This is a genomic window from Glaciihabitans sp. INWT7 (assembly GCF_014217685.1).
GTDB lineage: Bacteria > Actinomycetota > Actinomycetes > Actinomycetales > Microbacteriaceae > Lacisediminihabitans.
This window is the reverse complement of the sequence record NZ_CP043653.1, coordinates 827,035-850,282: the sequence shown is the minus strand read 5'-3', so window position 1 is coordinate 850,282 and position 23,248 is coordinate 827,035. Positions and strand designations below refer to the sequence as shown.

At 59.6% G+C, this 23,248-nt stretch carries 19 protein-coding genes and 2 pseudogenes; 11 read left to right on the top strand and 10 right to left on the bottom strand.

From position 1 onward, the window contains the following. Positions 1 to 39 precede the first annotated feature (39 nt). Positions 40 to 231 (bottom strand): hypothetical protein, encoded by a 192-nt coding sequence (locus F1C58_RS04220; protein WP_219732030.1) that lies wholly within the window; start codon positions 229 to 231, stop codon positions 40 to 42. Between F1C58_RS04220 and F1C58_RS04215 the strand changes: the two genes are divergently transcribed. From F1C58_RS04215 to F1C58_RS04205, 3 genes are all read left to right on the top strand, one after another. Continuing rightward, on the top strand, positions 218 to 1,000 hold the full coding sequence (locus tag F1C58_RS04215; protein WP_185202850.1) for an EamA family transporter: 783 nt from the start codon (positions 218 to 220) through the stop codon (positions 998 to 1,000). The genes F1C58_RS04220 and F1C58_RS04215 overlap by 14 nt on opposite strands. 106 nt (positions 1,001 to 1,106) lie before the next feature. Beyond that, the gene (locus tag F1C58_RS04210; protein WP_185202848.1) at positions 1,107 to 1,958 is read left to right on the top strand and encodes a dihydrofolate reductase family protein; all 852 of its coding nucleotides are present in this window, start codon (positions 1,107 to 1,109) and stop codon (positions 1,956 to 1,958) included. A 182-nt stretch (positions 1,959 to 2,140) separates the two neighbouring features. Next, a complete protein-coding gene (locus F1C58_RS04205; RefSeq protein WP_185201280.1) occupies positions 2,141 to 3,433 on the top strand; it encodes an IS256 family transposase in 1,293 nt (430 codons plus the stop codon). Between the two features lie 58 nt (positions 3,434 to 3,491). Here the strand turns inward: F1C58_RS04205 and F1C58_RS04200 are convergent, their stop codons facing one another. The 4 genes and pseudogenes from F1C58_RS04200 to F1C58_RS17070 form a co-directional block, all read right to left on the bottom strand. After that, positions 3,492 to 3,707, bottom strand: coding sequence for an IS3 family transposase (locus tag F1C58_RS04200; RefSeq protein WP_185202846.1), 216 nt, complete (start codon positions 3,705 to 3,707; stop codon positions 3,492 to 3,494). A gap of 298 nt (positions 3,708 to 4,005) precedes the next feature. Continuing rightward, positions 4,006 to 5,270 (bottom strand): IS3 family transposase gene (locus tag F1C58_RS04195; protein WP_255461251.1). Its coding sequence is split into 2 segments (ribosomal slippage): positions 4,006 to 4,967 and positions 4,967 to 5,270, totalling 1,266 coding nucleotides; the frame shifts between segments, so codons are not numbered across the junction. 22 nt (positions 5,271 to 5,292) lie between these two features. Then, positions 5,293 to 6,486 (bottom strand): annotated as a pseudogene (locus F1C58_RS04190) (IS3 family transposase). A 14-nt stretch (positions 6,487 to 6,500) separates the two neighbouring features. Continuing rightward, complete coding sequence (locus F1C58_RS17070; protein WP_185203984.1) at positions 6,501 to 6,797, bottom strand: transposase; 297 nt, start codon at positions 6,795 to 6,797, stop codon at positions 6,501 to 6,503. A 12-nt stretch (positions 6,798 to 6,809) separates the two neighbouring features. Between F1C58_RS17070 and F1C58_RS17065 the strand changes: the two are divergent. Next, positions 6,810 to 7,316, top strand: a pseudogene (locus F1C58_RS17065) (transposase); the annotation flags it as partial. Positions 7,317 to 7,509: 193 nt separating this feature from the next. Next, on the top strand, positions 7,510 to 7,797 hold the full coding sequence (locus tag F1C58_RS04175) for a helix-turn-helix domain-containing protein (protein WP_185202844.1): 288 nt from the start codon (positions 7,510 to 7,512) through the stop codon (positions 7,795 to 7,797). Positions 7,798 to 7,860: 63 nt separating this feature from the next. Here F1C58_RS04175 and F1C58_RS04170 read toward each other — a convergent pair whose 3' ends face one another. From F1C58_RS04170 to F1C58_RS04150, 5 genes are all read right to left on the bottom strand, one after another. Next, on the bottom strand, positions 7,861 to 8,691 hold the full coding sequence (locus F1C58_RS04170; RefSeq protein ID WP_255461253.1) for an ABC transporter ATP-binding protein: 831 nt from the start codon (positions 8,689 to 8,691) through the stop codon (positions 7,861 to 7,863). 107 nt (positions 8,692 to 8,798) lie between these two features. Beyond that, a complete protein-coding gene (locus F1C58_RS04165) occupies positions 8,799 to 9,839 on the bottom strand; it encodes an ABC transporter ATP-binding protein (protein ID WP_185202841.1) in 1,041 nt (346 codons plus the stop codon). Then, entirely contained in the window at positions 9,832 to 10,704 is an 873-nt protein-coding gene (locus F1C58_RS04160) for an ABC transporter permease (protein WP_185203983.1), read from the bottom strand. The genes F1C58_RS04165 and F1C58_RS04160 overlap by 8 nt, the downstream gene beginning before the upstream one ends. A gap of 88 nt (positions 10,705 to 10,792) precedes the next feature. Further along, positions 10,793 to 11,770 (bottom strand): ABC transporter permease, encoded by a 978-nt coding sequence (locus tag F1C58_RS04155; RefSeq protein ID WP_185202839.1) that lies wholly within the window; start codon positions 11,768 to 11,770, stop codon positions 10,793 to 10,795. A 112-nt stretch (positions 11,771 to 11,882) separates the two neighbouring features. Next, positions 11,883 to 13,535: an ABC transporter substrate-binding protein gene (locus F1C58_RS04150; protein WP_185202837.1), complete on the bottom strand. Its 1,653-nt coding sequence runs from the start codon at positions 13,533 to 13,535 to the stop codon at positions 11,883 to 11,885. A gap of 424 nt (positions 13,536 to 13,959) precedes the next feature. Between F1C58_RS04150 and F1C58_RS04145 the strand changes: the two genes are divergently transcribed. The 6 genes from F1C58_RS04145 to F1C58_RS04120 all read left to right on the top strand — a co-directional run bounded on the left by F1C58_RS04145 (position 13,960) and on the right by F1C58_RS04120 (position 23,230). Then, the gene (locus F1C58_RS04145; protein WP_185202835.1) at positions 13,960 to 14,853 is read left to right on the top strand and encodes a transketolase; all 894 of its coding nucleotides are present in this window, start codon (positions 13,960 to 13,962) and stop codon (positions 14,851 to 14,853) included. A 2-nt stretch (positions 14,854 to 14,855) separates the two neighbouring features. After that, positions 14,856 to 15,884 (top strand): transketolase family protein, encoded by a 1,029-nt coding sequence (locus F1C58_RS04140; protein WP_185202833.1) that lies wholly within the window; start codon positions 14,856 to 14,858, stop codon positions 15,882 to 15,884. Then, entirely contained in the window at positions 15,884 to 16,870 is a 987-nt protein-coding gene (locus F1C58_RS04135) for a carbohydrate kinase family protein (protein ID WP_185202831.1), read from the top strand. Before F1C58_RS04140 ends, F1C58_RS04135 begins: the two co-directional genes overlap by 1 nt. A 19-nt stretch (positions 16,871 to 16,889) precedes the next feature. Beyond that, positions 16,890 to 17,852, top strand: a complete 963-nt coding sequence (locus F1C58_RS04130; RefSeq protein WP_185202830.1) for a sugar-binding transcriptional regulator — start codon at positions 16,890 to 16,892, stop codon at positions 17,850 to 17,852. A gap of 174 nt (positions 17,853 to 18,026) precedes the next feature. Continuing rightward, positions 18,027 to 19,421 (top strand): glycoside hydrolase family 32 protein, encoded by a 1,395-nt coding sequence (locus tag F1C58_RS04125; RefSeq protein WP_185202828.1) that lies wholly within the window; start codon positions 18,027 to 18,029, stop codon positions 19,419 to 19,421. Further along, complete coding sequence (locus tag F1C58_RS04120; protein ID WP_185202826.1) at positions 19,421 to 23,230, top strand: glycoside hydrolase family 32 protein; 3,810 nt, start codon at positions 19,421 to 19,423, stop codon at positions 23,228 to 23,230. Before F1C58_RS04125 ends, F1C58_RS04120 begins: the two co-directional genes overlap by 1 nt. The last annotated feature ends 18 nt before the right edge of the window (positions 23,231 to 23,248 follow it).

Here is a 23,248-nt window from a genome sequence, read left to right as displayed (position 1 = left end):
TGAGCACACTGTTGGTCGCACACGTCACCTTCGCAGACGTCATCTTCGCAGACGCGACGGCTCGAATTCCACCGCCCGAAAATCGTATTCGAAACCCTGCGGCGTCTTCCATTCGGTCACACTTCCGGCACCGGAGTCCTGTATGAGTGTTTGGTTTTCGGCCGGGTATGCAATTTCTGCAGCTGCCGGAGAAGTGACGGCGGGAATGGCTTCGAGAATGAGCAATTTCACGACGGTACTGCTGCTCGCCTCGCCCGCGGCTCTATTGGTGGCCGTCGTGGCAGCACTTGTACGACCAGGGAACGTCAGCGTCGCAGGCATTGTCTGGGGAACAGTCGCGGGAATCGTCGGCGGGGCCGCACTTCCAGTCGCCTATCGAGCGCTCGCCCGCGGTCCCATCGGAGTAGTTGCCTCAGTCATCGCGTGCACCTCAACCGTCGCTCTCGGCGTGGCGGGAATAGTGACGGACGGGCCCCCACCACTCGTCGTGTGGGCAGGAATGGCGTTGTCCGTCATCGCCATTGTGCTTTTCGCTGAACGACCCCGGAAAGCCAGTAAAGCTGAGACCGCCGACCCAACCAGCGAACTCCGCTCTGCCGTATCGATGGCAATCATCGCCGGGCTCGGCTTCGCCGGATTTACTTTCCTCATGTCAATAGCGCAACGCGATGACAACGGACCGTGGTCGCTGGTCGCAGCTCGCACCGCAGTACTCGCTGTGGCTGTTTCGCTCCCCTTTATCACCGGACCAGTTACTCGTCCAACCTGGAAAGTGTCGGCGACATCCCTGTCTGCGGGGGTACTTGACGTGACAGGAAATTTGCTTCTTCTCGCAGCCCTTGCCACCACCCCGCTGATAACCGTGGCAATTATCGGCGCAACATCCCCGGGAATCGCAGCGCTCGGTGCAGCTCTCCTTCTCAGAGAACGACTAAACCGATACCAGATACTGGGGCTTATCTTGGCCGCCGGTGGCGCCGCACTGGCTGCCGGCGCTTGACATTGACACGTTTACCCTCGCGGGCCCTGACTGGCCGGGTGAAAAGTGACCTTGTCAGGGCGTGTTGTCCGCGCCGCATAAATTCACATACGAAAGGTGATCCCCAATGATCGACCCGTTCACTGTTTTGTTCGGTGACCCAATCGGCACGCCGTCGTTGCCGAAGTCTGCACGAGACATCTACGGCGGAGATTGGGTGCCGCTCGACCCCAGCGAACGGCCATACATCTTCTCAAACTTCGTCATGTCGAGGGATGGCCGAATCTCGTTCAACGAGCCGGGACAATCCGGAGGCGGCGAAGTCAGCGGCTTCAACGCGCACGATAGATGGGTCATGGCCCTACTGCGTTCACGAGCCGACGCGGTACTGGTCGGCGATAACACCCTGCGCACAAGTCCCGAACACCGATGGACAGCCGAGTACATTTACCCCGAAGATCTCCCGTTCTTCGAAGCGGTGCGGGCCAACGATGGCCGAACAGGGCACCCAACCCAAATTTTCCTCTCACTTGAGGGCGATCTCGATCCGAGAAGCGAGGCGCTGAAACGACCAGACTTAGCGGTCATCGTAGCGACCACATCGCGGGGGGCCGAGCGGGCGCGAAAAACTGCGGCGACAGGTCCGTTCACGGTGCTCGCACTTGGCGATGAAGCGGTCGATCTCCCCAAGCTGGTCCGGGTCCTGCGGCGCGAGCACGGTATCGGCAACCTGCTTCTTGAGGGAGGCCCGCGAGTGTACGGCGGATTCATCGCCGCCGACCTTGTCGACGACGAATTCCTGACACTGAGCCCTGTCGTGATCGGCGGCGGAGAGCTCACTGCCAGGCCTGGACTCATCGAAGGTCAAGCATTCACTCCCGAACGGCATCCCACATCAATACCACTTACCCTGCGAAAAGCGGGCGATCACCTATTTCTGCATTCACGATTCCGCTACCCCGCCACGCCCGACCTATAGCGGCCATCTACATGCAAGGCTTCGTTAACCGACGCCTCCCTCTGTCGAAATTCGCCGTCAGCTATGATCACCTTGGGTTTCAGCAGTGAATCGGCCTGACTTTCGGGGTCTGTAAGAAATCTTGTGTAATTGGTTCGGCGTGACATCCGCGGCTGGGAGCTGTGGGATGGGAACAATGACGCATGAGCAGAGATATTCAGAAGCATCTTCGCTTTGATCCTGAGACGGGCCGGCCGTTGCCGGCGGAGACCGATTTCGCCGCGTTAGCGGCGGAGCTCGTCGAGTCGGCTAAGGGGCAGGGCATCGAGTTGACTGGGCCGAATGGGCTCCTGACGGGGTTGACCCGGCAGGTGTTGCAGACAGCTCTTGAGGTCGAGATGTCTGACCATCTGGGTTATGACAAGCACGACTTCGACGGCCGCAACGGGCAGAACTCGAGGAACGGGTCGACGCCGAAAACGTTGCGGACCGAGATCGGTGAAGTGACGGTCCAGATTCCGAGGGATCGGCAGGGAACTTTCGAGCCGGCGATCGTGCCGAAATATCAGCGTCGCATCGCGGGCTTCGATGAGGCCGTCGTCTCGCTATATGCGAAAGGGCTCACGACCGGCGATATCCAGGCCCACCTCTCCGACGTGTATGGGCAAGATATCTCCCGGGAGCTGGTGTCGAAAGTCACCGACCGGGTCGTGGCCGACATGGAGGTGTGGCAGGCAAGGCCCCTGGATCCGGTGTATCCAGTGATCCTCATCGACGCGATCGTGATGAAGGTTCGGGATGGGCAGGTCGGCAACCGACCCGTGTATGTGGCGCTCGGAATCGATCTTGATGGCCATCGCGACGTTCTGGGCATGTGGGTTGGACCGACCGGTGGTGAGGGATCGAAGCAATGGATGAACATGCTCACCGAGCTGAAGAACCGCGGCGTCGCCGATGTCCTGTTCGTCTGTTGTGACGGGCTGAAGGGCCTGCCGGACTCGATCCTCGCGACCTGGCCGATGGCGACCGTTCAAACTTGTGTCGTGCATTTGGTGCGCAACAGCCTGCGGTTCGCGTCCAGGAAGTATTGGAAACCGATCGCGGAGAGGTTGAAGCAGGTCTACCAGGCGCCGACGGTGAAGGCGGCAGAGCAACGCTTCGACGAGTTTGCGAAGGAATGGGAACCCATCTACCCGGCGATGATCGCGATGTGGCGGCGGTCGTGGGGTGAGTTCACCCCGTTTCTCGACTACCCGTTAGAGATCAGGAAGCTCATCTATACGACAAACGGGATCGAGTCGTTGAACGCGAGATTCAGAGCCGCGACCAGGCGTCGCGGCCACTTCCCCAACGAACAATCCGCACTGAAAGTGATGTATCTCGCGATCATCGAACGACGCCACAACCGGGCCAATCCGACAGGCGAGATCAACGGGTGGAAAGCTATTCTTAACACCCTCGCAATGACCTACGGCGACCGCCTAGGACTCAACTAGCCGATGACCAGTTACACAAGAAATCTGACAGACCCGACTTTCGTTCTTAGTGGGAGCCTTATCCGGCGGGTGCCGGTTGGGCTGAATCTTGGTCAATGTAGTACGCGCTCTCGATCTCGGTCGGGTTTTGCATGTCAAGCTCTCCGTGGATTCGTTGGTCGTTCCACCACCACACGTATTCGAGGGTGGCGAGTTCGACTTGCTCGACCTTCTGCCAGGGGCCGCGCTGACGGATCAGCTCTGTCATGTAGAGATTGTTGACGGCCTCTGCCATCGCATTGATGCTCACAAGTTGTCAACTCGTTTTCAGGAGCGCGTTTTCGGCGGGGTTGATGGTGTGGAAGACCGCGCGGATGACGTCAGTATCTCTTGAGGCAGCGGATGATGTCGCGTTTGCTGAGGTCCTCGGCGGTGCGCCGGGTGACGTAGTCGATTGTGGGTTGATGGAATCGCATCCGGACGATCACGGTGTGGGCTGCTGCGGGGATTTCGGACAGCGGAATTAGTGGATTCTTCTACGCTGCCAGGGCTGGCTGCTGATTGAACCGCTCTGAGTTTGATGGAGACTCGCGCTATTTGATTTCGACCTCCTGCTGGTGGTCGACTTGTTCAGCATAGAACGCTGTCTCGAATTCGGCGGGAGGGATGTCACCGAGGTAGCCGTGGAGGCGTTGCGTGTTGTGCCAGTGCACCCAGCCGAGGGTGGCGAGTTCGAGGTCTTCGACTGTTTTCCAGGGGCCTGGGCGTGCGGGCCCGCGGACGAGTTCGGTCTTGTAGTAACCGTTCACCGTCTCAGCCAGGGCATTGTCATACGAGTCCCCGACGGTCCCGATTGATGGTGTCGCGCCGATCTCGGCAAGGCGTTCCCCGTAGCGAATGGACGTAAATTGACTGCCTGCGTCGCTGTGGCAACGTAGGTCCTCATGGTGGGTGCCGCGGCCCCAGCGAGCCATCTCGATCGCGTCCAGGACCATCTCGGTGCGCATGTGACTGGCGCACCTCCAGCCGACGATCATCCGGGAGAAAACGTCGATGATGAAGCAGACATACGCGACTCCGGCCCAGGTCGGCACGAACGTCAAATCGGTGACCCAGAGCCTGTTCGGGCCGGGCGCGCTGAACTCACGGTGGACGAGATCCGGGTGACGGGACGCGGCAGGATCAGCCCTCGTTGTCTTGACCCGTTTTGACCGAGTTGCGCCCTCGATGCCAGCGGCGTGCATCAGCCGGCCCGTCTGATCGCGACCGATGTCGATACCGGCCCGACGTGCAGCCTTCCAGAGCTTGCGGACCCCATAGACGCGGTAATTGTTCTCCCAAATCGTCACCAACTCCGGAGTCACGACGGCGTCGCGGACAGCTCGCGCCGATGGGGCGCGATTCTTTGCGGCGTAATAGGTGCTCGGAGCCACCTGCAACAGTGCACAGATGGGCTCGACTCCGAGCGGGCGACCTTCGACGACATCGTCCTTGTTGGCGTCGATGAACGTGACTACCTCCGGTGCTGGCGGTCGAGCTCCGCCCCGAAGAAAGACGCGGCCCGCTTGAGTATCTCGTTGGCCCGCCGAAGTTCCCGATTCTCCTGCTCGAGCTCTCGAACCCGCCGCGCCTCGCCCGTCGTCACACCCGCTATGCGACCCTCATCGACGTCGGCCTGCTTGACCCACATCCGCACCGACTCGACCCCGTAACCGAGCTGCAACGCGACGCGTTGAACAGTCCCGTGCTCAGTCCCCAACTCTGCTCGCAACGTCCGCACCATCCTGACCGCTGAGGCCTTCTCCTCCGGCGAATACCGACGTGTCGTCGGCTTCCCCGCTGATCGTTCTTTCGACATGAACCCATCCTCGTTTCCAAGGTCAGGAGTCTCCAAGAAACCCAGAGCGGTTCAGATAACCATAGTGGACTTCGTTGGGCCGTCGGTAACCGAGCGCTGAGTGCCGGCGTCGACTGTTGTAGAACCCCTCGATGTATCGGATGATGTCGCTGCGAGCTTGCGCTTTGGTCGCATAAACGGTCCGGTAGACGCGTTCATTTTTGAGCATCGAGAAGAACGATTCAGCCATACTGTTGTCCCAACACACGCCGGTACGACCCATGGACGATCGCATCCCCAGACTGCTCACCAAGGCCCGGAAATCGGCCGAGGTGTAAACGCTTCCGCGATCGGAGTGGAAGATCGCGTCTAGGTGGACCACGGTCGTTGCTGCGGCGTTCTTCAACGCATCCTCGACCAGTTCGGTGCGCATGTGATCGGCGATAGACCACCCGACAACTTTCTTGCGAGAAGCAGTCGATAACCGTGGCCAAGTAGACGAATCCCTGCCATGTGTGGATGTAGGTGATGTCGCCGACGAATTTCACCCCGGGACGGTCGGCGGTGAAGTCCCGTTTCACGAGGTCGGGCATGTTCGCCGCAGCCACCGCGTCGGCTTCTGTTGTGATCCGGAATGGGCGTGGCTGGCAGGCCACGAGGCCCTCCTGGAGCATGATCTGGCGCACCAACTCGGGGGAACACTTGGTCTGCTCGTGGGCGAGGTCCGCGTGGATTCGCCGATACCCGTAAGTGCCTTCGGAATCCTCGAAATAGTGCTTGATCCGCCCCACGAGAACCTGCCGGCGGGCGGACGTCACCGATTGCGGGCGCGTGCGCCAGTGGTAAAAACCAGACGTTGACACGTCCGACCAGCGGCACATACTCGCCACCGGATTGCGGTTGGTGGGCTCAGCTTTCTGGGAGTCGATGAACTCGTACCGGCTCACTACCGCTGCTCCCGCGCGAAGTAAGCGGCCGCTTTTTTTAGGAATTGAGCCTCGGCCTTGAGCTCCTGAACTTCCCGCTCAAGCTTCTTCAGACGAGCGCGTTCCGGGACGGTCAGTTCCGTCTCGGTGCCGCCGTTCGCTTCGCGGTGCTTGATCAGCCAGTTGCGCAGAGTCTCGGGGCCGACCCCGTAGGCCTCAGCCACGTCCTTGATCGGTTTGGATGTGTTGATCACCTCGCGGCATAACTCGTCTTTGAACTCCTGGGTGAATTTTCGGCGTGCTGCGGTCATGCTGATCTCTACTTTCAGTACACCCTCATTTTAAGAGGGCCCACTGTCCGAGATCCCCGCAGCAGCCCAGTGCGATAGATCGCGGCGTTCAGTTCCCGGTGGCCGCCGTGGTTGATCCGGTGCCGCCCGGAGGTCATCCCGGAGGATGCGAGGATAGGGCTGATCCCCGCGAGTTTCGCCAGTGCCGCTTCAGATCGGATCCGTTCGGGGTTGTCGCCGACGACGATAAGGATTTCCGCCGCGGTGTTAGATCCGATGCCGAACGACTCGATGAGCTGTGGAGCGGTCCGGAGAACGAGCTCTTCGATCATCGTCTCCAGTTCAGCGAGCGGCTCGTCGCTGCCCTGATGAGCCAGGCCCGGATCGCCGGGCTCCCGGGGCCGGCGAAGGTGAAGCGGCTGCACGGGGTTGCGACCGCCGATGACCTCGTTCATCGCAAGTTCCACCGGCTCTCCCCGAACGAACTCTGGGTCACTGACATCACGGAACATCCCACGAGGGAAGGAAAGGTCTTCTGTTGCGCCGTGATGGATACGTTTTCCCGGAAAATCGTGGGCTGGTCGATCGACAACGCACAGGACTCGAATCTCGTCCTCAATGCCCGCGACATGGCGATCAAGAATCGCCAACCTGCCGCTGGCGGGATCGTTCATGCCGACCACGGAGTCCAGTTCACCTCCTGGGCGTTCACGAGCAAGATCCGCGCCTCCGGGCTGATGCCGTCCTTCGGAACAATCGGCGATTGCTACGACAATTCGATGATGGAATCGATCTGGTCATCGATGCAGATCGAGCTGCTGAACCGGAAGAAATGGCGCACGAGGGTCGACTGGCGCGTAGCGCTATCGGGTAGCGCTGTTCTGGCGATGCGGTATGTGCTGTCTCAGTACCGTGTTTACAACCCCTCTCATGACCTTGTTGACGCCATGTCTCAGCACCTTGTTTGCAGGGTGTCTCACGACCTTGATTACAGATTCGGCGGCTGCGGATTTCTGGCACAACCCTCGGTTTTGATAATTGGGAGTGCCTAGATCCCTCTCTCCTTCAGTCCGCCGCCAGATTATCGAATATGACCCGCTTGCCGCCGACGGCCCCAGCGTCTCCGAATTCTGCCAACGCTTGAATATCAGCCGGCCGTCGTTTTACAACATTCGGCGCCGCTTCCTCCACGAAGGCAACACGGCACTGAATCCGCGCTCGTCGGCACCACTGAATCCGGTGCGGATATTCGACCAGCAGACGACCAAAGTTGTTCTGCGGACCCACCACAATGCCGTCAAAACACCCGCCCATATGGGAGACACGCCCTAGTCTAAAACCGATTGCTCGCGGTCATCCGAGCACCACTACCGTCGAGTATCGGTTAGAGATGGACTACCGCGATGTTCTCAATGTCGAGGAAGGCATGGACGCCCAGTGGGCCGAGGAAAACCATTGAAGCTGTGTGGGCGCCCCACGCCATCCGGGCGCGGAATGAAAGTTCGGCACCAGAGACAGATCCTTCCGAGGATCCGGCACCGCGGCGAGCAGCCGTCGAGTGTACGGATGCATTGGGTTGGTCATTAGTTCGAGACTCTCGCCGCCCTCGATCAACCTTCCGTCCAACATGACGATGGTAGTGTCCGCAATGTATCGCGCCGAGGCGAGATCATGGGTGATGTAGAGCATCGAAATGGAGCGTTCAGTACAGATTTGGCGGATCAGGTTGAGGATCCCGATTCGCACGGAAACGTCCAGCATTGAAGTCGGCTCGTCCGCCAGAATGATTTCCGGATCGACGGCCAGCACTCTTGCAATTGCCACCCGCTGCCGCTGACCACCGCTGAGCTCGTGCGGAAAACTCCAGAGCATGTTTTCGCTCAGCCCGACCGTGTCCATTATCTGAATTATGCGCTCGTGAACCTCGGTGCGACCGCTCGCTTTGCGATGAACGACCAACGGTCGCTGCAGGATTTGCTCGACGCGCTTCGCTGGGTTAAGCGATGCGAACGGATCTTGAAACACCATTTGAACGCGTCGTCGATACGACCTAGACGCACCGCGACGTTCGTACTTGAGAAGATCCTCTCCTTCGAATAAGATCTCACCCGCACTTGGCTGTTCCAGCCGCGCCAGGATTCTGGCGATAGTGCTCTTGCCGCTACCGGATTCTCCAACCAGGCCGACGATTTCGCCCCGCCTGAGATCGAACGAGACATCCTTCACTGCGTCGATCCGTCGCCGAGAGCCGAACCCACCCACGGGAAAGGATTTCGAAACGTTCCTAACGCTGAGAATGGCTTCTGAGCTCGTCGCATTGGCAGAAATTCGATTCATCGCGAACCCCCAATAGATGCCGGGCTCCCGGCGACGTCTCCCACAAGGTGGCAGGCGGCGGCGTGCTGGTGCTCGGATTCAATGAGCTTTGGTACCTCTTCCCGGCACCGGTCGAACGCAAACGGGCAGCGCGGATGGAATCGGCAGCCGCTCGGCGGGTGAGCCATATTGGGCGGCGCATCCGGGATGCCTACCAGTGGTAACCGCGGGCCGGTCAATGGAGGAAACGCTGCCAACAGCGCCTGAGAGTACGGGTGCAGCGCGCCGTCGAGCATGTTTCCAGTGGCAGACACTTCCACGAGTTTCCCTGCGTACATGACGGCCATTTGGGAGGTCAGCTGCAGCATGAGCGACACATCGTGGGTTATGAACAACACGGCGAAATTGAGCGTTTGTTTCAGATTCTGAATGTTCTGAAGGATCTCCTGTTGCACAACAACGTCGAGCGCCGTCGTAGGCTCGTCCATGATCAGCAAGGCCGGGTTCAGCGCGAGAGCGATCGCAATCACCGCGCGCTGACGCATGCCCCCGGAAAGTTGGTGCGGGTACGAGCCGATTCGGGACGGATCGATTCCGACCAGTTCGAGAAGCTCAAGTCCTCTTATTCCTGCCTCTTGACGCCGAATGCCTTTGTGAGTCCATAGAACGTCTGCGATCTGTGCACCGACCGTCATGACGGGATTGAGGGAATTCATGGCGCTCTGAAAGACCATTGCTGTTTCCTGCCAACGGAATTGACGTAGCTCCTCCGGGTTCATCGCCAACACGTTCGCGCCTTTGAACCAAATGCTGCCCGAACTGACTCGGCCCGATGATTTGAGGAGCCGCATGATCGCGCTCGCGACGGTCGACTTGCCGCAGCCGGATTCGCCCGCCAATCCGAAGATTTCGCCCGGCCAGATGTCAAAACTGACGTCATCGACCGCAACGACAGTTTGGCCGACCCTCTCATACGTCACCGTGAGATTCTGGACCGAGAGCAAAGGCTCGCCGAAATTTCGGGCCGCTTCAGCAGCGGCTGCTCGACCGTTAACCATTTGCTTTTACCTTTCGATTGGAGCGCAATCGAGGGTTGGTGACTTCGTCGACCCCGTAGTTGATTAGCGCGAGCGCGAACGCGACAAGGGCAATCGATAGACCCGATGGAATGAACGTCCACCACGACCCGACCAGAAGCGAACCGTCGTTGCTTGCCCAGTAGAGGTTGCTCCCCCAACTCACGACGTTGACATCGCCGAGACCGAGAAACTCGAGACCAGCTTGGGCGCCTATGCCGAATATGACGCATCCAACGACAGTCGTCATTACGACGGAAGCCATGTTCGGCAGAATCTCTCGAAATATGATTGACGCGCCCCGCTCGCCCGTGACTTTTGCCGCAGCGACAAATTCTTTGCCTTGGAGGGAGAGCGCTTGCGCTCTCAGTACTCTTGCGGAACCTGCCCAGCCCGTGATTGCAAGTACGAACACGATCGTCGTCAGTCCCGGCGGCAAAAAAGCGGCGAGCACAACCAGAAGCGGAAGACCCGGGATCAACAGAAAGATGTTGGTGATCACGGAGAGAATCTCGTCGATCGCGCCACCGTAGTGCGCCGAAACCAAGCCGACCAAAACTCCGAGGAGCGTGGCCGCGACGCCAACCGACAGGCCGACGAGCAACGATGTCCTTGAGCCCCACATCGTGAGAGCTAGTACATCCTGACCTTTTGCGGTCGTACCGAATAGATGTGCAAGTGACGGCGGCTGCGATATTGCTGCGGAGTACGCGCTTGCATCGCCCGGAAAGATAACCGGGGTCAATGCGGCGACAGTCAAAAAGGCGGCGAGGATGACCAAGCCGACCACCGCCTTCCTGCTGCGGAGGAGGCCGTGCCAAAGTCCGCCGCGGGCTCGGGCGGTCATCCGCGCCACTGGCGTGTCGGATTGACCCGGCTGAGCGGTTTTAGTGGGCTCCAGAGGGAGAGGAATCGATGACAACACAAACTCCAAATCAATTGACGCGTACGCGAGGGTCGAGAAAGACATAAACGACGTCAACCAGAAAATTGGCAATCAACACAGCCGCGGTAATTGTCAGGAAAATCCCTTGCATGAGCGGATAGTCCAAAGACTGAACCGCCGAGAACAGTTGGAATCCCACGCCCGGATAGGCGAAGACCACTTCGGTGAGGAGCGCGCCGCCGACGATGAAGCCGAATGACATCCCGAAGGAGGTGATCGTCGGCAACAGTGCATTCCTTGCTGCATAGCGATACATGATCCTGCCGGAGCGCAGTCCCTTCGCTTCGGCCATTGTGATGTAGTCCTCGGCCGTGGTTGCGATCATGGTGTTTCGCATGCCCAGCATCCAGCCGCCTACCGAGACGATGACGATGGTAAGCGCGGGGAGCACGAGATGCGCGAGCACATCCCAGACAAAACTGCCGCTGAGACTCGGAACTGAGCCGGCTGAAAATGAATGGCTCGTCGGAAACCAATTGAGGATACTTCCAAATAGATACAGCGCGCCCATCGCAAGCCAGAAGTATGGAAAAGAGCCGATGAATAGGAGGGTCGGCGGCAAAACTGAGTCGACGAGGCCGCCTCGGCGCCAGGCCGCAACGACTCCGAGAACTGTGCCGAGAATAGCCGCAATGACGAGAGCCGTCGCACCGAGAAGGATCGTCCAACCGATCTCAGAACCGATCACGTCGGAGACGGGGGTGGGGAATCGCGAAATGGAGATGCCCAGTTGACCGGTAAAGACGTCGCCAATGTAGCGCACGTACTGCAAAAGGACTGGTTGGTTATCGAGCCCGAATAGCCTGCGAAGTGCTTGCAGTTGATCCGGTCGGAGCTGCCCGGCCAATTGCGCAAACATGCGTCCGACGGGATCGCCCGGCATGAGCCGTGGCAGCAGAAAGTTGAGCGTGAGCGATGCCCAGAACGCGATCAGGTAAAAGCCGAATCGTCGTAGTACGAAACGCATGAGTCAACTCCCTGAATAAAAACAGCTCACCGTGACGGAGAAGCCCTGGAACGGTCGTTGCGAGCCAACGGGGCGGAACGCGGAAGTTTCCGCCCCGTTGCTGCACGCGGTGCTACCGGGGCTTCAAAGAGGTTAGGACGAGGACTGTGGTTGGCGACCGCGTACTGAGCGTTGCATACGGGTCATTCTTCGTTGGCCATCCAGTGAAGAGCTTGTCATTGTATGCACCCCACGCAGGCGAGGGAAACAGTGGGATCACCGGGGCATCCTTCGCGAAGATCGACTGAAGCGTGTTCACAACTGTCGTTTGCGCTTTCGGATCCTGCGTTGCGGCGAACTTTGCCAGCAATGGATCTACCTCGGCGTTACAGAACCGAGGGAAGTTGTCGCTTGCTGGCGCTGTGCCTTTCGCTATCGTGGAACATCCCATTGTGCCGCTGTAGAAGGCATACGGCGTCGAGGCAAGGTTGGACCACATGAGCCCGGCGCTGAAATCGCCTGACTGGTAGCTCTGCACCACCTGTCCCCAGTCTTCCGACTTCACGTTGGCTGTCACGCCGACTGCCGCGAGGCCCTTCGAGATGATCTGAGAGACCGAAACCAGGTCGGTTGATGTCGCTCCCACAAGGATGTCAAAGGTGAAGGGGCTGCCATTCTTGAAAGTGCGCTTGCCGTCCGCGCCGAGCGGGAAGCCCGCCTTATCGAGCAGAGCGCCGGCAGCCTTGACATTCTGAGTCGTCCAGCTGCAGCTTGCGACAACCTGCTTGTCTCGCCAGGTATTATAAGCGTCGGACAGGCCGGTGCAGTCAGAGGCATGCGTGTAGCCGGACTCGCCGATCTTGACCACTTGTTGGTGATCGATGGCCATGCTCAGCGCTTTTCGTACGTCAGCACTATCGAATGGTTTCTTCGTGGTGTTGAAGCCAAGGGACCACGTGGCGCCTGTTGGCGGGAACCAGTAGGTGTTGTGGGCCGGATCCTTGGCAACGAAAGCTTTCTGGATGTCCGGGAAATATTGGTCCCCCCACATGACGTCGCCTCCGACGAGTGCCCGGTTCGCGCCGTCGTTACCCGCATATGCAAGCACCCGCACACCAGCGATCTTTTGGCCGCTGGGATTCCAGTAGTGCCGGTTCGGCATCAGATCGAAAGATTGTGCCTGGAAGCTATTCACCTGCGTATATGGACCAGTCCCCACGGGATTCGGATTCGTGTCCTTGGTCGGATCCGAAATGTTCTTCCAGATGTGCTCCGGAAGGATGATCTGAGCACCGATTTCGAAGAGGCCTGGCGAATATGGGCGGTTGAGCGTGAATTTTACTGTTTCCTTGGAAACGGCCGTCACAGACGACACATAGCTGTAGCCGCTAAAAAGTTTTTGTTGAAGATTAAAGGTATAGGCGACATCCGCCGCAGTGAATGGCTTTCCATCTGACCACTTGACCCCGTCACGGAGTATGAAGGTCATGCTGAGACCGTCCTTAGCAATTGACCACCCCGTTGCCAACCACGGAACCGTGTTCCCTTTGCCGGGGTTGTATACGAACATTGGTTCGTAAATAGCCTGCTGTGTCATTGGTACCGCATTTGGTGAGAATGGATTAAAGTTTTTGGTAAACGTGGCTGTGTCTTCGCGGGCAACGGCCAACATTGTGCTCGATGATTTCGGCGTGGATGTAGCGGCGCAGCCGCTCATCGCTACGGCGGCGGCGGCGGCGATGGCGATTACTGCAAGACGACGGTACCTCGGTGCTTGATGTCGCATTCTGTTCCTTTCATGCTGGGGTCAGCGTTAACTGACTTGGGGAGTTTCCTCCTCGGCAGACACGGATGACGTGACTTAATAACGCGATTGTAACGATCCCTAGCGATTCGATCGGCTGTGATATCGCGACGGAAATAAATTCTCCGAGCGTCATCATTGATCGCTTTCTGGTCGCCAATGACCATCTTCCCGCGTGACTAGTGCACCCCTGCCTCGAGTGAGTCACTACAGTACGTGGTTTGCATAAAGCTGTCAACAAATGAGTGGTAGTAGCTCAATTGTTAGGTTCCATGTCGTTCTCGCCTCAGTTCGCCTTGTCGTAGTCCCGGCACGATGCGCTTTCCCGGTTTGACACCTTCGTGCAGAGCACTCTATTCTCATGTGAGTTTAGTGCGCTCAATTGATGCAAGAGGAAGAGGATAAAATGGAAGACACCTCCTGGATCGACGAGGTTTTGGTAACAGCGCAGAACGTGCGTCGACGGGGCTCCGAGGTTTGCATCGCGAACAACGGCGGATACCTCGTTCAGGTTTGCAGCTCGGCCGAGATTCTCGTGACGCTCTTTTCTCGCCTGATGGATTTGGGGCCCAGCTCGGGTCCGATGGTGCCAGCGCAATTTGAGGGTGTCCCTCGTCCTGGCGAACCAGCACTCATTGGTTCGATCTATAGCGGAAATCGCGATCGTTTCCTATTATCGCCCGCCCACTATGCGCTCGGGTTGTATTCCACTCTGGTCGAGATGGGCCGGTTGTCAGACGACGTCCTCAACCTTGCCAATGCCGACGGCTCAACACTGGAGATGATTGGCGCAGAGCACTCACCCGGCTTCGCCACTACGGCGGGTTCGCTTGCTCAGACTCTCTCCGTAGCAATCGGCCAGGCTCTTGCCCTGAAGCGGCGCGCGGAGCCCCATCGAGTCTGGACGCTGATAAGCGATGGGGAACTCGAAGAGGGCCAGACCTGGGAAGCCCTCCAGGTCGCGTCGAACTTCGAGCTTGGCAATCTCACCGTATACCTCGACGCGAATGGGCTACAGGTCGATGGCTGGGTAAAAGACGTCATGCAGATCGAGCCGATCGCAGAAAAGGTCAGGGCGTTTGGTTGGGACGTCATCGAAGTGGATGGCCACGATCCGGAGCAGTTGTGGGCTGCAGGCAATGAACCTAGTGATGGGCGTCCGCGTCTTGTCGTTTGCCGCACCCAGCCCTACCGCGGTATTCCTTCGCTGAAGGACCGCCACCAACTCCACTACATCCGCTTTCGTTCAGGTGAGGTCGAGACGCTTCGGCGTGATCTCTCCGCATTGCAAGGAGTCTGACCATGACCATATCCGAAACTAGCGCCGCGCCGGCTCTCGCGTCATTCGACACAAAGCCATACGGTACGGCCTTTGTTCGTTACGCCGCCGAGCGACTGCAAGTTGTTTGCGTAACGAACGACCTCACTGCTTCGAGCGAGGCCGATGGCTTCCGCGAAAGGTTCCCCGATCGATATTTTTCTCTCGGAATGGCTGAACAAAACCTGGTCGGCACCCTCGCGGGATTGGCGCGTGAGGGCTACGTCCCGTTTTATCCGACGTTTAGCGTGTTCGGAACCCGACGCCCGTACGAACAGATCGCACTCTCGGTTGCTTACCCGGCGCTGCCAGTCCGCATCATCGGCTTCCTGCCAGGCCTCACCACGCCTGGCGGCGTTACCCATCAGTCCATTGACGACGTTGCGCTGATGTCGTTGCTGCCAAACATGACGGTGCTTGAGGTGGGGGATGCGATAGAGGCGCGTACGGTGCTCGAGGTTATGGACGACATCCCGGGACCAGTCTTTTGCAGGATGCTGCGTGGTGAGGTACCGGTGCTGTTTGATTCACCGATGCAATTCAACAAGGCCCGTGAGCTCGCCGTCGGCGACGACGTTTTGATTCTTTCTACTGGAGTGCAAACGGAAACGACGATGAGGATTGTTGCCGAGCTCGAGCACGCCGGTTTCGAAGCGGGGCATCTGCACATCTCTACTCTCAAGCCATTCACGGACCCGCTCGTTCTCGAGCGGTTGCGCAGCGCGCGAAACGTCATCACGGTGGAAAACCACTTAGTGCGCGGCGGGCTCGGTTCAAGCGTGGCCGAGCTTCTCGCCGAGAACGGGATCAGCACCAACTTCAGACGAATCGGAATTCAAGACACCTTCACTCACGGGGGAACCAGGGATTACCTGTTCGACTATTACGGCCTTGGCGAGCAAGCAATCAAAACAGCCGTCGAACAGATGCTCAACCGTCGAGTCTTCCGACAGGCTTCGGCTCGCGAAATGAGGCATCAGGAGCACAACGCGGCTGTGGCGGAGGGCCTTTAGTGGCCGGTGTGCTCCTCGTGATGGGCGAAGCCCTCATGGACCTCATCGAGGGAACGGATGACCGTGGATCCTCGGTGTATCGGCCCCGATTCGGGGGTTCGCCACTCAACGTGGCCGTGGGTTCCAGTCGCCTGGGCGCGATTGTCGAATTGATCAGCGCGCTCGGCCTTGATTCGTTCGGAAAACGAATAGGTCAGTTTCTGGCCGCTGAAGGCGTCGGAACGACCTACTGCGTTGACGTTGCAACTACGTGCCTTGCCTTCGCTTCTCAGGATGGGCCGCACGTCAGGTATGAATTCTTTGGTGACCCCCGGCTTATGTTGGAGCTTCCCACTCTTCCGGAAGAGCTGCTCGGAGAAAACACAATCGTTCATGCCGGCTCAACCGCGGTTCTCGACGCGCCTGCTCGCGATCGAGTTGGCGAGGTGTTCTCGATGGCGAAGAGCTATCGAACCATCGATCCGAATCCTCGCCCTCTCCTGATCAATGACGTTTCCGCCTATCGCGCATCGTTGACCGAAATTTTGGGGCACTCCGACCTGATCAAGTTGAGCGCTGAGGACGCCGAGTTTCTGGATCCGCTCTGCAGCCCCGCTGCGATGGCTGATCGCCTTCATCAGCTGGGCGGGGCTACCGTGGTGCTAACTCAAGCGGCCTCGCCGACCCTCCTCTGGCATGACGGCGAGCTGACCACCGTTGACGTCAACCCAATCCTCCCCATGGATTCGACCGGTGCCGGCGACAGCTTTATGGCGTCCATTCTCAGCGATATTGCGTGTTCCCCTACGCCAACAACTCTTGAAGAATGGGTACGACTACTCGGGCGCGCAAACGTCGCCGCGGGGATAACCTGCATGAGAGTCGGTGGTGCAGAATCGATGCCGACGCGCGCTGAGCTCGACGCCGCAATAGACGACCGTGGCAGCGTCCGTCAGAGTCTGCGAGGTTGCGGCCCTACCACTAGAATCCGGAATGACGTTCGGTAGACGCGGAAGGGAACTATTCGTGGAGAGCACAGGTAGTGTTCGAGCGAGCGACTCGCTGCTCGCGCATCGCGTTGCCTGGTTGCATTTCGTCGATCACGAAACAAATCTTGCAATCGCGGAGAAGCTGGGCATCAGCCGGTTTCGGGTGGCCAAGTTGATCGACTTAGCGATCGACACGGGGATTGTGTCGATCACCTTCAACAGCCCGTCGGAGACCGACGAGGCCCTCTCCGAGCGAGTCCGCCGACGCTACAAGCTGTCCCAGGTTCTGGTTGCCCCGGCCGTGTCAGACTCCGAAGATCCGCGAAGAACGAAGCAACGGGTTTCGCAACTGGCTGCTCGTTACGTCTCCGAGGTGCTCGTAAGCGGATCGGTGCTTGGTGTGGCCTGGGGAAGCACGCTCGACGGCGTTGCAACGGCCGTCGAGTCACTCGGCGGATTGCCGACCTGTGACGTCGTGCAGATGATCGGCGAAATCCCGACGGTCGAAAATTCCCTTCACGCAAGTGAGTTGCTTCGGCGCTTCAAAAATGCGACCGGCGGCCGGTCTTTTCCCCTGCATGCCCCGCTTCTCGTCCCTGACGAGGCGACCGCACGCGGTCTAAAGTCTGAGGCTTCGATCGCGCGCACTCTTCGTAAGGTCGACGAGATCGATGTGGCCATCCTCGCCGTGGGCTCATGGCGACCACCGTCGTCTAGATTGGTCGACGTGATGCCGCTAGCCGACGTAGAAGAAGGCCATCGGCTGGGAGTGCAAGCTGACGTTTGCGGCGTGCTCCTCGACCTCCACGGCAATGAAATAGTGAGCAATGCCTCGCGTCGAATGATCGCCACCACATCTGCGCAGCTGCGCGCAATACCACTTACAGTCGGGATCGCGAGCGGGCCCGAGAAGATCGCGGCGATCAAAGCCACTGTCCTCAGTGGCCTGATCAACACCTTGGTGACCGATGAGGCTTCCGCACAGGCCCTCCTCCAGTAGCTCGCTCTGAGCCCCTGCCCGGCTTCAGAATGTGATGCCTTCGGGATGCAATCGGCTCGTAATCTACAACTTATCGGCGAGACGCGCGGTATTCAGTCTCACCGTTGACGCGGTCTAGGTGCAGCGCTACGCTCAGTTGAGCAACACCCACTCAATTGATCGAATGGCGACCGCATGTCACTTCTTCCGGCTTTCCACTACCGTCCCGCACTGGGCTGGATCAACGACCCAATCGGATTTATTCAAGATGACGAAGGACGCTTCCACCTTTTCGTACAACATGTGCCGGATGGCGTTGACTGGAAGCCGGACATCCAGTGGAGCCACGGAATCAGCAATGATCTCGTGCACTGGGAGTTTGTCGAGCCAGCGCTTGTGCCCGAAGGTCACGGCTCGGATGGCTTTGGCTGCTGGTCGGGCAGCGCCGTCATCGACGGCAACGTTCCCACCCTGATCTACTCCGCGCTAGGCGACCCTGCCGATGGTCATGCCCAACAGGTGAGCGTGGCCCGCGGCTCGGCCGAATGGCACACCTGGTCCCGCGAGCCGGTAAACCCAGTCATCGCCGGTCCCCCACCAGAGCTTCACGCAATCGGCTTCCGCGACCCTTATGTGTGGCGCGAAGACGACAGTTGGCGAATGATCATGGGCGCGAGTGTGGGCGACGAGGCAGCCGCCATCCTCGGCTACAGCTCTCACGACCTCCTCGATTGGACCTACGAGGGTATCGTCTACCAGCGCTCCGTTAACGAGCGCGATGACCTGTGGACCGGTCGGCTCTGGGAGTGCCCACAACTGCCCGTTCTAGGCAACGAGCGACTTCTGCTGGCGTCGGTCTGGCACGATGATCACTTTCTCTATGTCGCAGCACTGCGGGGTCAAATGTCCGGGATGCGATTCGAACCGGGAGCTCCGGCGCGCTTCGACCACGGCCCCGACTTCTATTCTGCGGCGGCAATGACAGACACCGACGGCCGCCTAGTCGTAGTGGGCTGGTCACGCGAAGATGGAAGCACCACCACCCAAGCTGAGGGCTGGACGGGAATGATCAGCGTGCCACGGCACGTGGACGTCGACGACCAGGGCTTACTTATCCGCCCCATCTCCGAACTCGAGCAGTTGCGGGGCGACACAGTTGCCTCCGGCCTGCGACGTCTGGCTGCGGGAACTGTTGAAGTCATCGCGGAGGCGCTGCCCGTCGGCGAGGTGATCGTCCGATCTCCCATCGGCGTCGGCGTTCGACTCGATGTTTTCGCCGATTCCGACGGTGCCCATTCGGTCGCGATCGAATACTCGCCCGAACGTCGCGAAATCATCGTCGACAGGGCCACCGCGTCGCCCGACGCCTCGTCGCAGGAAACACGGTTCGCAGCCCCGCTGACCGGCGATTTCGAGGAGCTGAAGCTCCGGGTTTATCTTGACAAGACCATTGTTGAGGTGTTCGCGAACGACCGCGTCGCGTTTACGGTGCGGGCCTATCCATCGGAAGGCGCTGCAGCCGTCACCTTAACAGCAGACAGCAATACGCAGGTCTCGGTCGCCGCGTGGACTCTCAGTCAGACGATGTGATGAAGCGTCGTCCCCTGCTCGGAGCCCTGGCACTCCTCACCGTGGCCGCACTTTTCTCAGTAATATCGGCTGCCTCGGCTGCAGCAACCATGACGTTCGTAAGCAATATCCACGGGTTCACGACCGTCGGAGGAACGTGGAACGACGGCGCCGTCGGTGGGCTGAGCGGGTCCCGCGCCACGGGCAGCGGATATTACGTATCGACCGACGACGTCGAAGCCAGCCTGACAATTGAGGCCACAATGACGGTATCGACGGGTTCGGCGGGCCAAGCCATGTTGATCTTCCGCGCCGACGAGACCGGCAGCTCTGGATACGCGGTAGTCCTCGATCATGGCGCAAACCAGGCGCGACTTATCGATCTCCAGAGCGGCGCGACGATCGGATTCGCCTTCTCCACGACTATCGCCCTGGGGACCGGTTATGCGGTCAAAGTCGTCACAGACGGGCCGGCGATCCAGGTCTACCTCGGGAGCTCGTTGGCGGTGACGGCGACCGACGCGGCGTATACCCATGGCGTCGTCGCCCTTGGCGTGCGCAACGGCGCCTCGCTTTTTCAGAACGTGAACCTCTACGAATTCCGCACACCTCTCTCCGGATGGACGTCGACGGCTGGAAGCTGGAGCCACATCGCCGAAGGCATTCTCGGAAATCCGGGAGCCGCGCCGAGCGCCGCCTTCATCGCCTCGCAGGCAGCGGCTGATTTCACCTATTCGGCGACATTCGAAGCGATCACCTCGGGAACAACAGCCTCGCTCCTGTTCCGCATGAATACTGCCGGAACGAGCGGCTACGCCTTTCAAGTGGATGTCGACCACAACTCGGTCGCACTCGTCAACCTTTCGACCAACACGACTCTTGCGACGGGTACCGCGACCTCGTCTCCCGGCGGTGTCGCGCTATTTCACGTCTACGCACTTCGCGTGACCGTGAAGGGAACAAACGTCGACGCTTACTTCGGCGTTCAAGACAACCCGCCGGTTGTTTCATCCAACAGTTTGTCGGCCGGATCAGGTCAGTTTGGCTTGCGCACGGCGGGCGGCCAGACCGTTTTCCAAAACGCGCAAACCGACGTCGGGTTTCGCACCAGTCTCGCGTCACTAGCGCCGCTGAGCGGCACGTGGACGAGCGGTCAGGACGGCCTGACAGGCGCCGCTGGCTCGGGCCTGCATGTTGGAGACGTCGCCCGATCTCAAGGTTCGGACTTCGTCTTCCAGGCTGACGTCACCGTTCCAGCGACGGGCGGCGTGGCGTCGCTGACTTTCCGCTCAAACGCGGCAGCCACCACTGGATACCTTGTTGACTTCGATCCCAATCTCCATCGCGTCGCACTGCGCAATGCATCGGCGGGCACCATCGCGACCGGAGCCATGAGCGGCGTTATGGCGAGCACCAGCCGAGTGAAGGTCGTCGCAGTAGGCAGTTCCATAAAGGTCTATGTGGATGGCTACGCCACTCCGGCAATTGACGTGACCGACTCCGCGGCGAATTCCGGCTATTTCGGACTCGCCGTGTACAGCGGCGCAGCGACCTTTCAAAACGTCACGGCGACGGCGGAGCGCGATTACTATGCCGAACAGCTGCGCCCGCAGTATCACTACACCGCGCCGACGGGCACAGCCGACGACGAGCAGCTCATTTACTACGGGGGCGAATATCACCTCTTTCACCAGCAGAACGGGCAGTGGGCACACGCGGTTAGCACCGACTTGGTGCACTGGCAGAGTCTCGGCATCGCGATCGGATACGGCAGGCACGCACAATCGTGGGCGGGATCCGTCGTCGTCGACCCGAACAACACGTCGGGGCTTTTCGGCGGAATGAACAGCGGACTCATCGCGTATTACACAAACTTCGACGTCGTGACAAAGAAACAATCTGTGTCGATCTCCCATAGCACTGATGCGGGACGACACTGGCTGGAGGGCCCTTCCCTCACGGGTCTCGCAGTTGGCGATCCGAATGACCATCTGACGGACTTCAGGGATCCAAAAGTCTTTTGGAACTCCCAGGCCGGAGTCTGGAATATGGTTATCGCGATCGTGGACGCTGGCATCCCGAAGGTCGCCATCTATCAGTCAACCAACCTGCTCGCCTGGATCTACAAAAGCGCATTCAATGGCACGAGCCTCACCGGCGCGGTCTGGGAGAATCCCGATCTCTTTCCCCTGGCGGTCGACGGCAACTCAACGAACCAGAAGTGGGTACTAATCAACGGCGTCGGCGACGACGCGACAACCCACCGCTCCGAGGTGCAGTATTGGATCGGCGCGTTTGACGGATCGAATTTCACCGCTGCAAGCCCCACCACGTCTGCGGCGCTTCGCCTTGATTTCGGCAAGGATTTTTATGCCGGCCAGACCGTCGCCGAGCCCGGCGGTCAGCGCGTGCTGATGGGCCGAATGGCGAATGTTGACTATTCGAGTGCGATTCCGACATCGCCCTGGCTTTCATCCGCGGCATTTCCGCGCGATCTTGCGTTGAAGACAGTGCCCGGAGTGGGCGTGCGGCTAACCCAGGCTCCCGTCGGCCAGCTGTCAACCATCGAAGGGTCGCCGCAAACGTGGTCTAACGCGACAGTAGCGACCACCGGCAATGTGCTCTCGGGCGTTCTGGGGACGACCTATCGTTTCGACGGAACCTTTGACCTTACCGGCTCAGCCACCACTGAATTCGGGCTTGACGTTCGAACGGGGAATGGGGAGCGCACGCGCATCGGGTACGACGTCGCAGGGGGAAATCTATTCGTCGACCGTACCGTGGCTGGATACTCCGGCTTCACCGTCGGATTCGCCGATCGAGAGAACGCGCCGCTGGCGCCAGCTTCCGGCAACACGGTCACGTTCTCGGTGCTCGTGGACGAATCATCGGTGGAGGTCTTCGCTGGGCAGGGTTCGACCGTATTTTCAACGCTCGTGTTACCCACGTCGACCTCCAATGGAATGGACTTGTACGCGGTAGGCGGAAGCGTCAACGCCACCGCAATCGCCGTCACGCCCATCCACTCGATCTGGCGAGATGAGGTCACGACGGGCACGACGCCCGATCGCGTCGACACGAGCGCTGATCAGGTGAATGTTGCCACTGGGGCGACAACAACGCTCACGGGGGCCATTGAGCCGTTCACCGCGTCGCAATCGCTCACCTGCTCCTCGAGCGATGCCTCGATTGCGACAGTCACAGCGAGCTGCACCTCGGGCGCCACCGTCTCAGGGGTGTCCGCCGGCCGGGCCATCATCACGGTCGCCTCCGCGGGCACGCCAACCGTGACGAGCACAGTACCGGTGTACGTAACGTCGCTGGACACCAACCTAACCTTCACCGGAGCGCCAACCAACACGGCTTGGACTGTCACCCAGAACGGCCTCACGGGACGGTTCGACACCAATACGGCCATCAATGTCGCCTCCCAGACCGGCACCGACTTTACATACGAGGGGTTGCTACGGGTCGAACCCTCGATGCCCTTCTCATGGCCGTCGCTGGTCTTCCGCTCGAACGTGGCCGGTACCAGCGGGTACGCGGTCGGTATCGATGCCAACGGCAACGTCGTGCGGCTTTACCGCCTTCCCATCAGCGCGGCAAGTGCCGCGGTGAGCCCGCTCGCTAAGGCCAACGTCCCTGTTCTCACCGGCCGCGCCTACGACATCAAAGTCGTTACGACCGGCTGGCGGATCCAGGTGTACGTGAACGGTGCACTGCAAATCGACTACACCGACAATGACCCGGCGCAGCGGTCCGGATCGGGCCATTACGGCGTGCTGATGTGGAATGGGCAGGGATCTTTCCAGTCGCTGCGAGTGAGCTAACCAACCAAGGCAGAAGAT

Bases quoted from the DNA above. Each gene is read 5' to 3' on its own strand.
- F1C58_RS04215 (WP_185202850.1), top strand. From the start codon at position 218: ATGAGCAATTTCACGACGGTACTGCTGCTCGCCTCGCCCGCGGCTCTA.
- F1C58_RS04210 (WP_185202848.1), top strand. From the start codon at position 1,107: ATGATCGACCCGTTCACTGTTTTGTTCGGTGACCCAATCGGCACGCCG.
- F1C58_RS04205 (WP_185201280.1), top strand. From the start codon at position 2,141: ATGAGCAGAGATATTCAGAAGCATCTTCGCTTTGATCCTGAGACGGGC.
- F1C58_RS04200 (WP_185202846.1), bottom strand. From the start codon at position 3,707: ATGGCAGAGGCCGTCAACAATCTCTACATGACAGAGCTGATCCGTCAG.
- F1C58_RS17070 (WP_185203984.1), bottom strand. From the start codon at position 6,797: ATGATCGAAGAGCTCGTTCTCCGGACCGCTCCACAGCTCATCGAGTCG.
- F1C58_RS04165 (WP_185202841.1), bottom strand. From the start codon at position 9,839: ATGGTTAACGGTCGAGCAGCCGCTGCTGAAGCGGCCCGAAATTTCGGC.
- F1C58_RS04160 (WP_185203983.1), bottom strand. From the start codon at position 10,704: ATGACCGCCCGAGCCCGCGGCGGACTTTGGCACGGCCTCCTCCGCAGC.
- F1C58_RS04155 (WP_185202839.1), bottom strand. From the start codon at position 11,770: ATGCGTTTCGTACTACGACGATTCGGCTTTTACCTGATCGCGTTCTGG.
- F1C58_RS04150 (WP_185202837.1), bottom strand. From the start codon at position 13,535: ATGCGACATCAAGCACCGAGGTACCGTCGTCTTGCAGTAATCGCCATC.
- F1C58_RS04145 (WP_185202835.1), top strand. From the start codon at position 13,960: ATGGAAGACACCTCCTGGATCGACGAGGTTTTGGTAACAGCGCAGAAC.
- F1C58_RS04140 (WP_185202833.1), top strand. From the start codon at position 14,856: ATGACCATATCCGAAACTAGCGCCGCGCCGGCTCTCGCGTCATTCGAC.
- F1C58_RS04125 (WP_185202828.1), top strand. From the start codon at position 18,027: ATGTCACTTCTTCCGGCTTTCCACTACCGTCCCGCACTGGGCTGGATC.
- F1C58_RS04120 (WP_185202826.1), top strand. From the start codon at position 19,421: ATGAAGCGTCGTCCCCTGCTCGGAGCCCTGGCACTCCTCACCGTGGCC.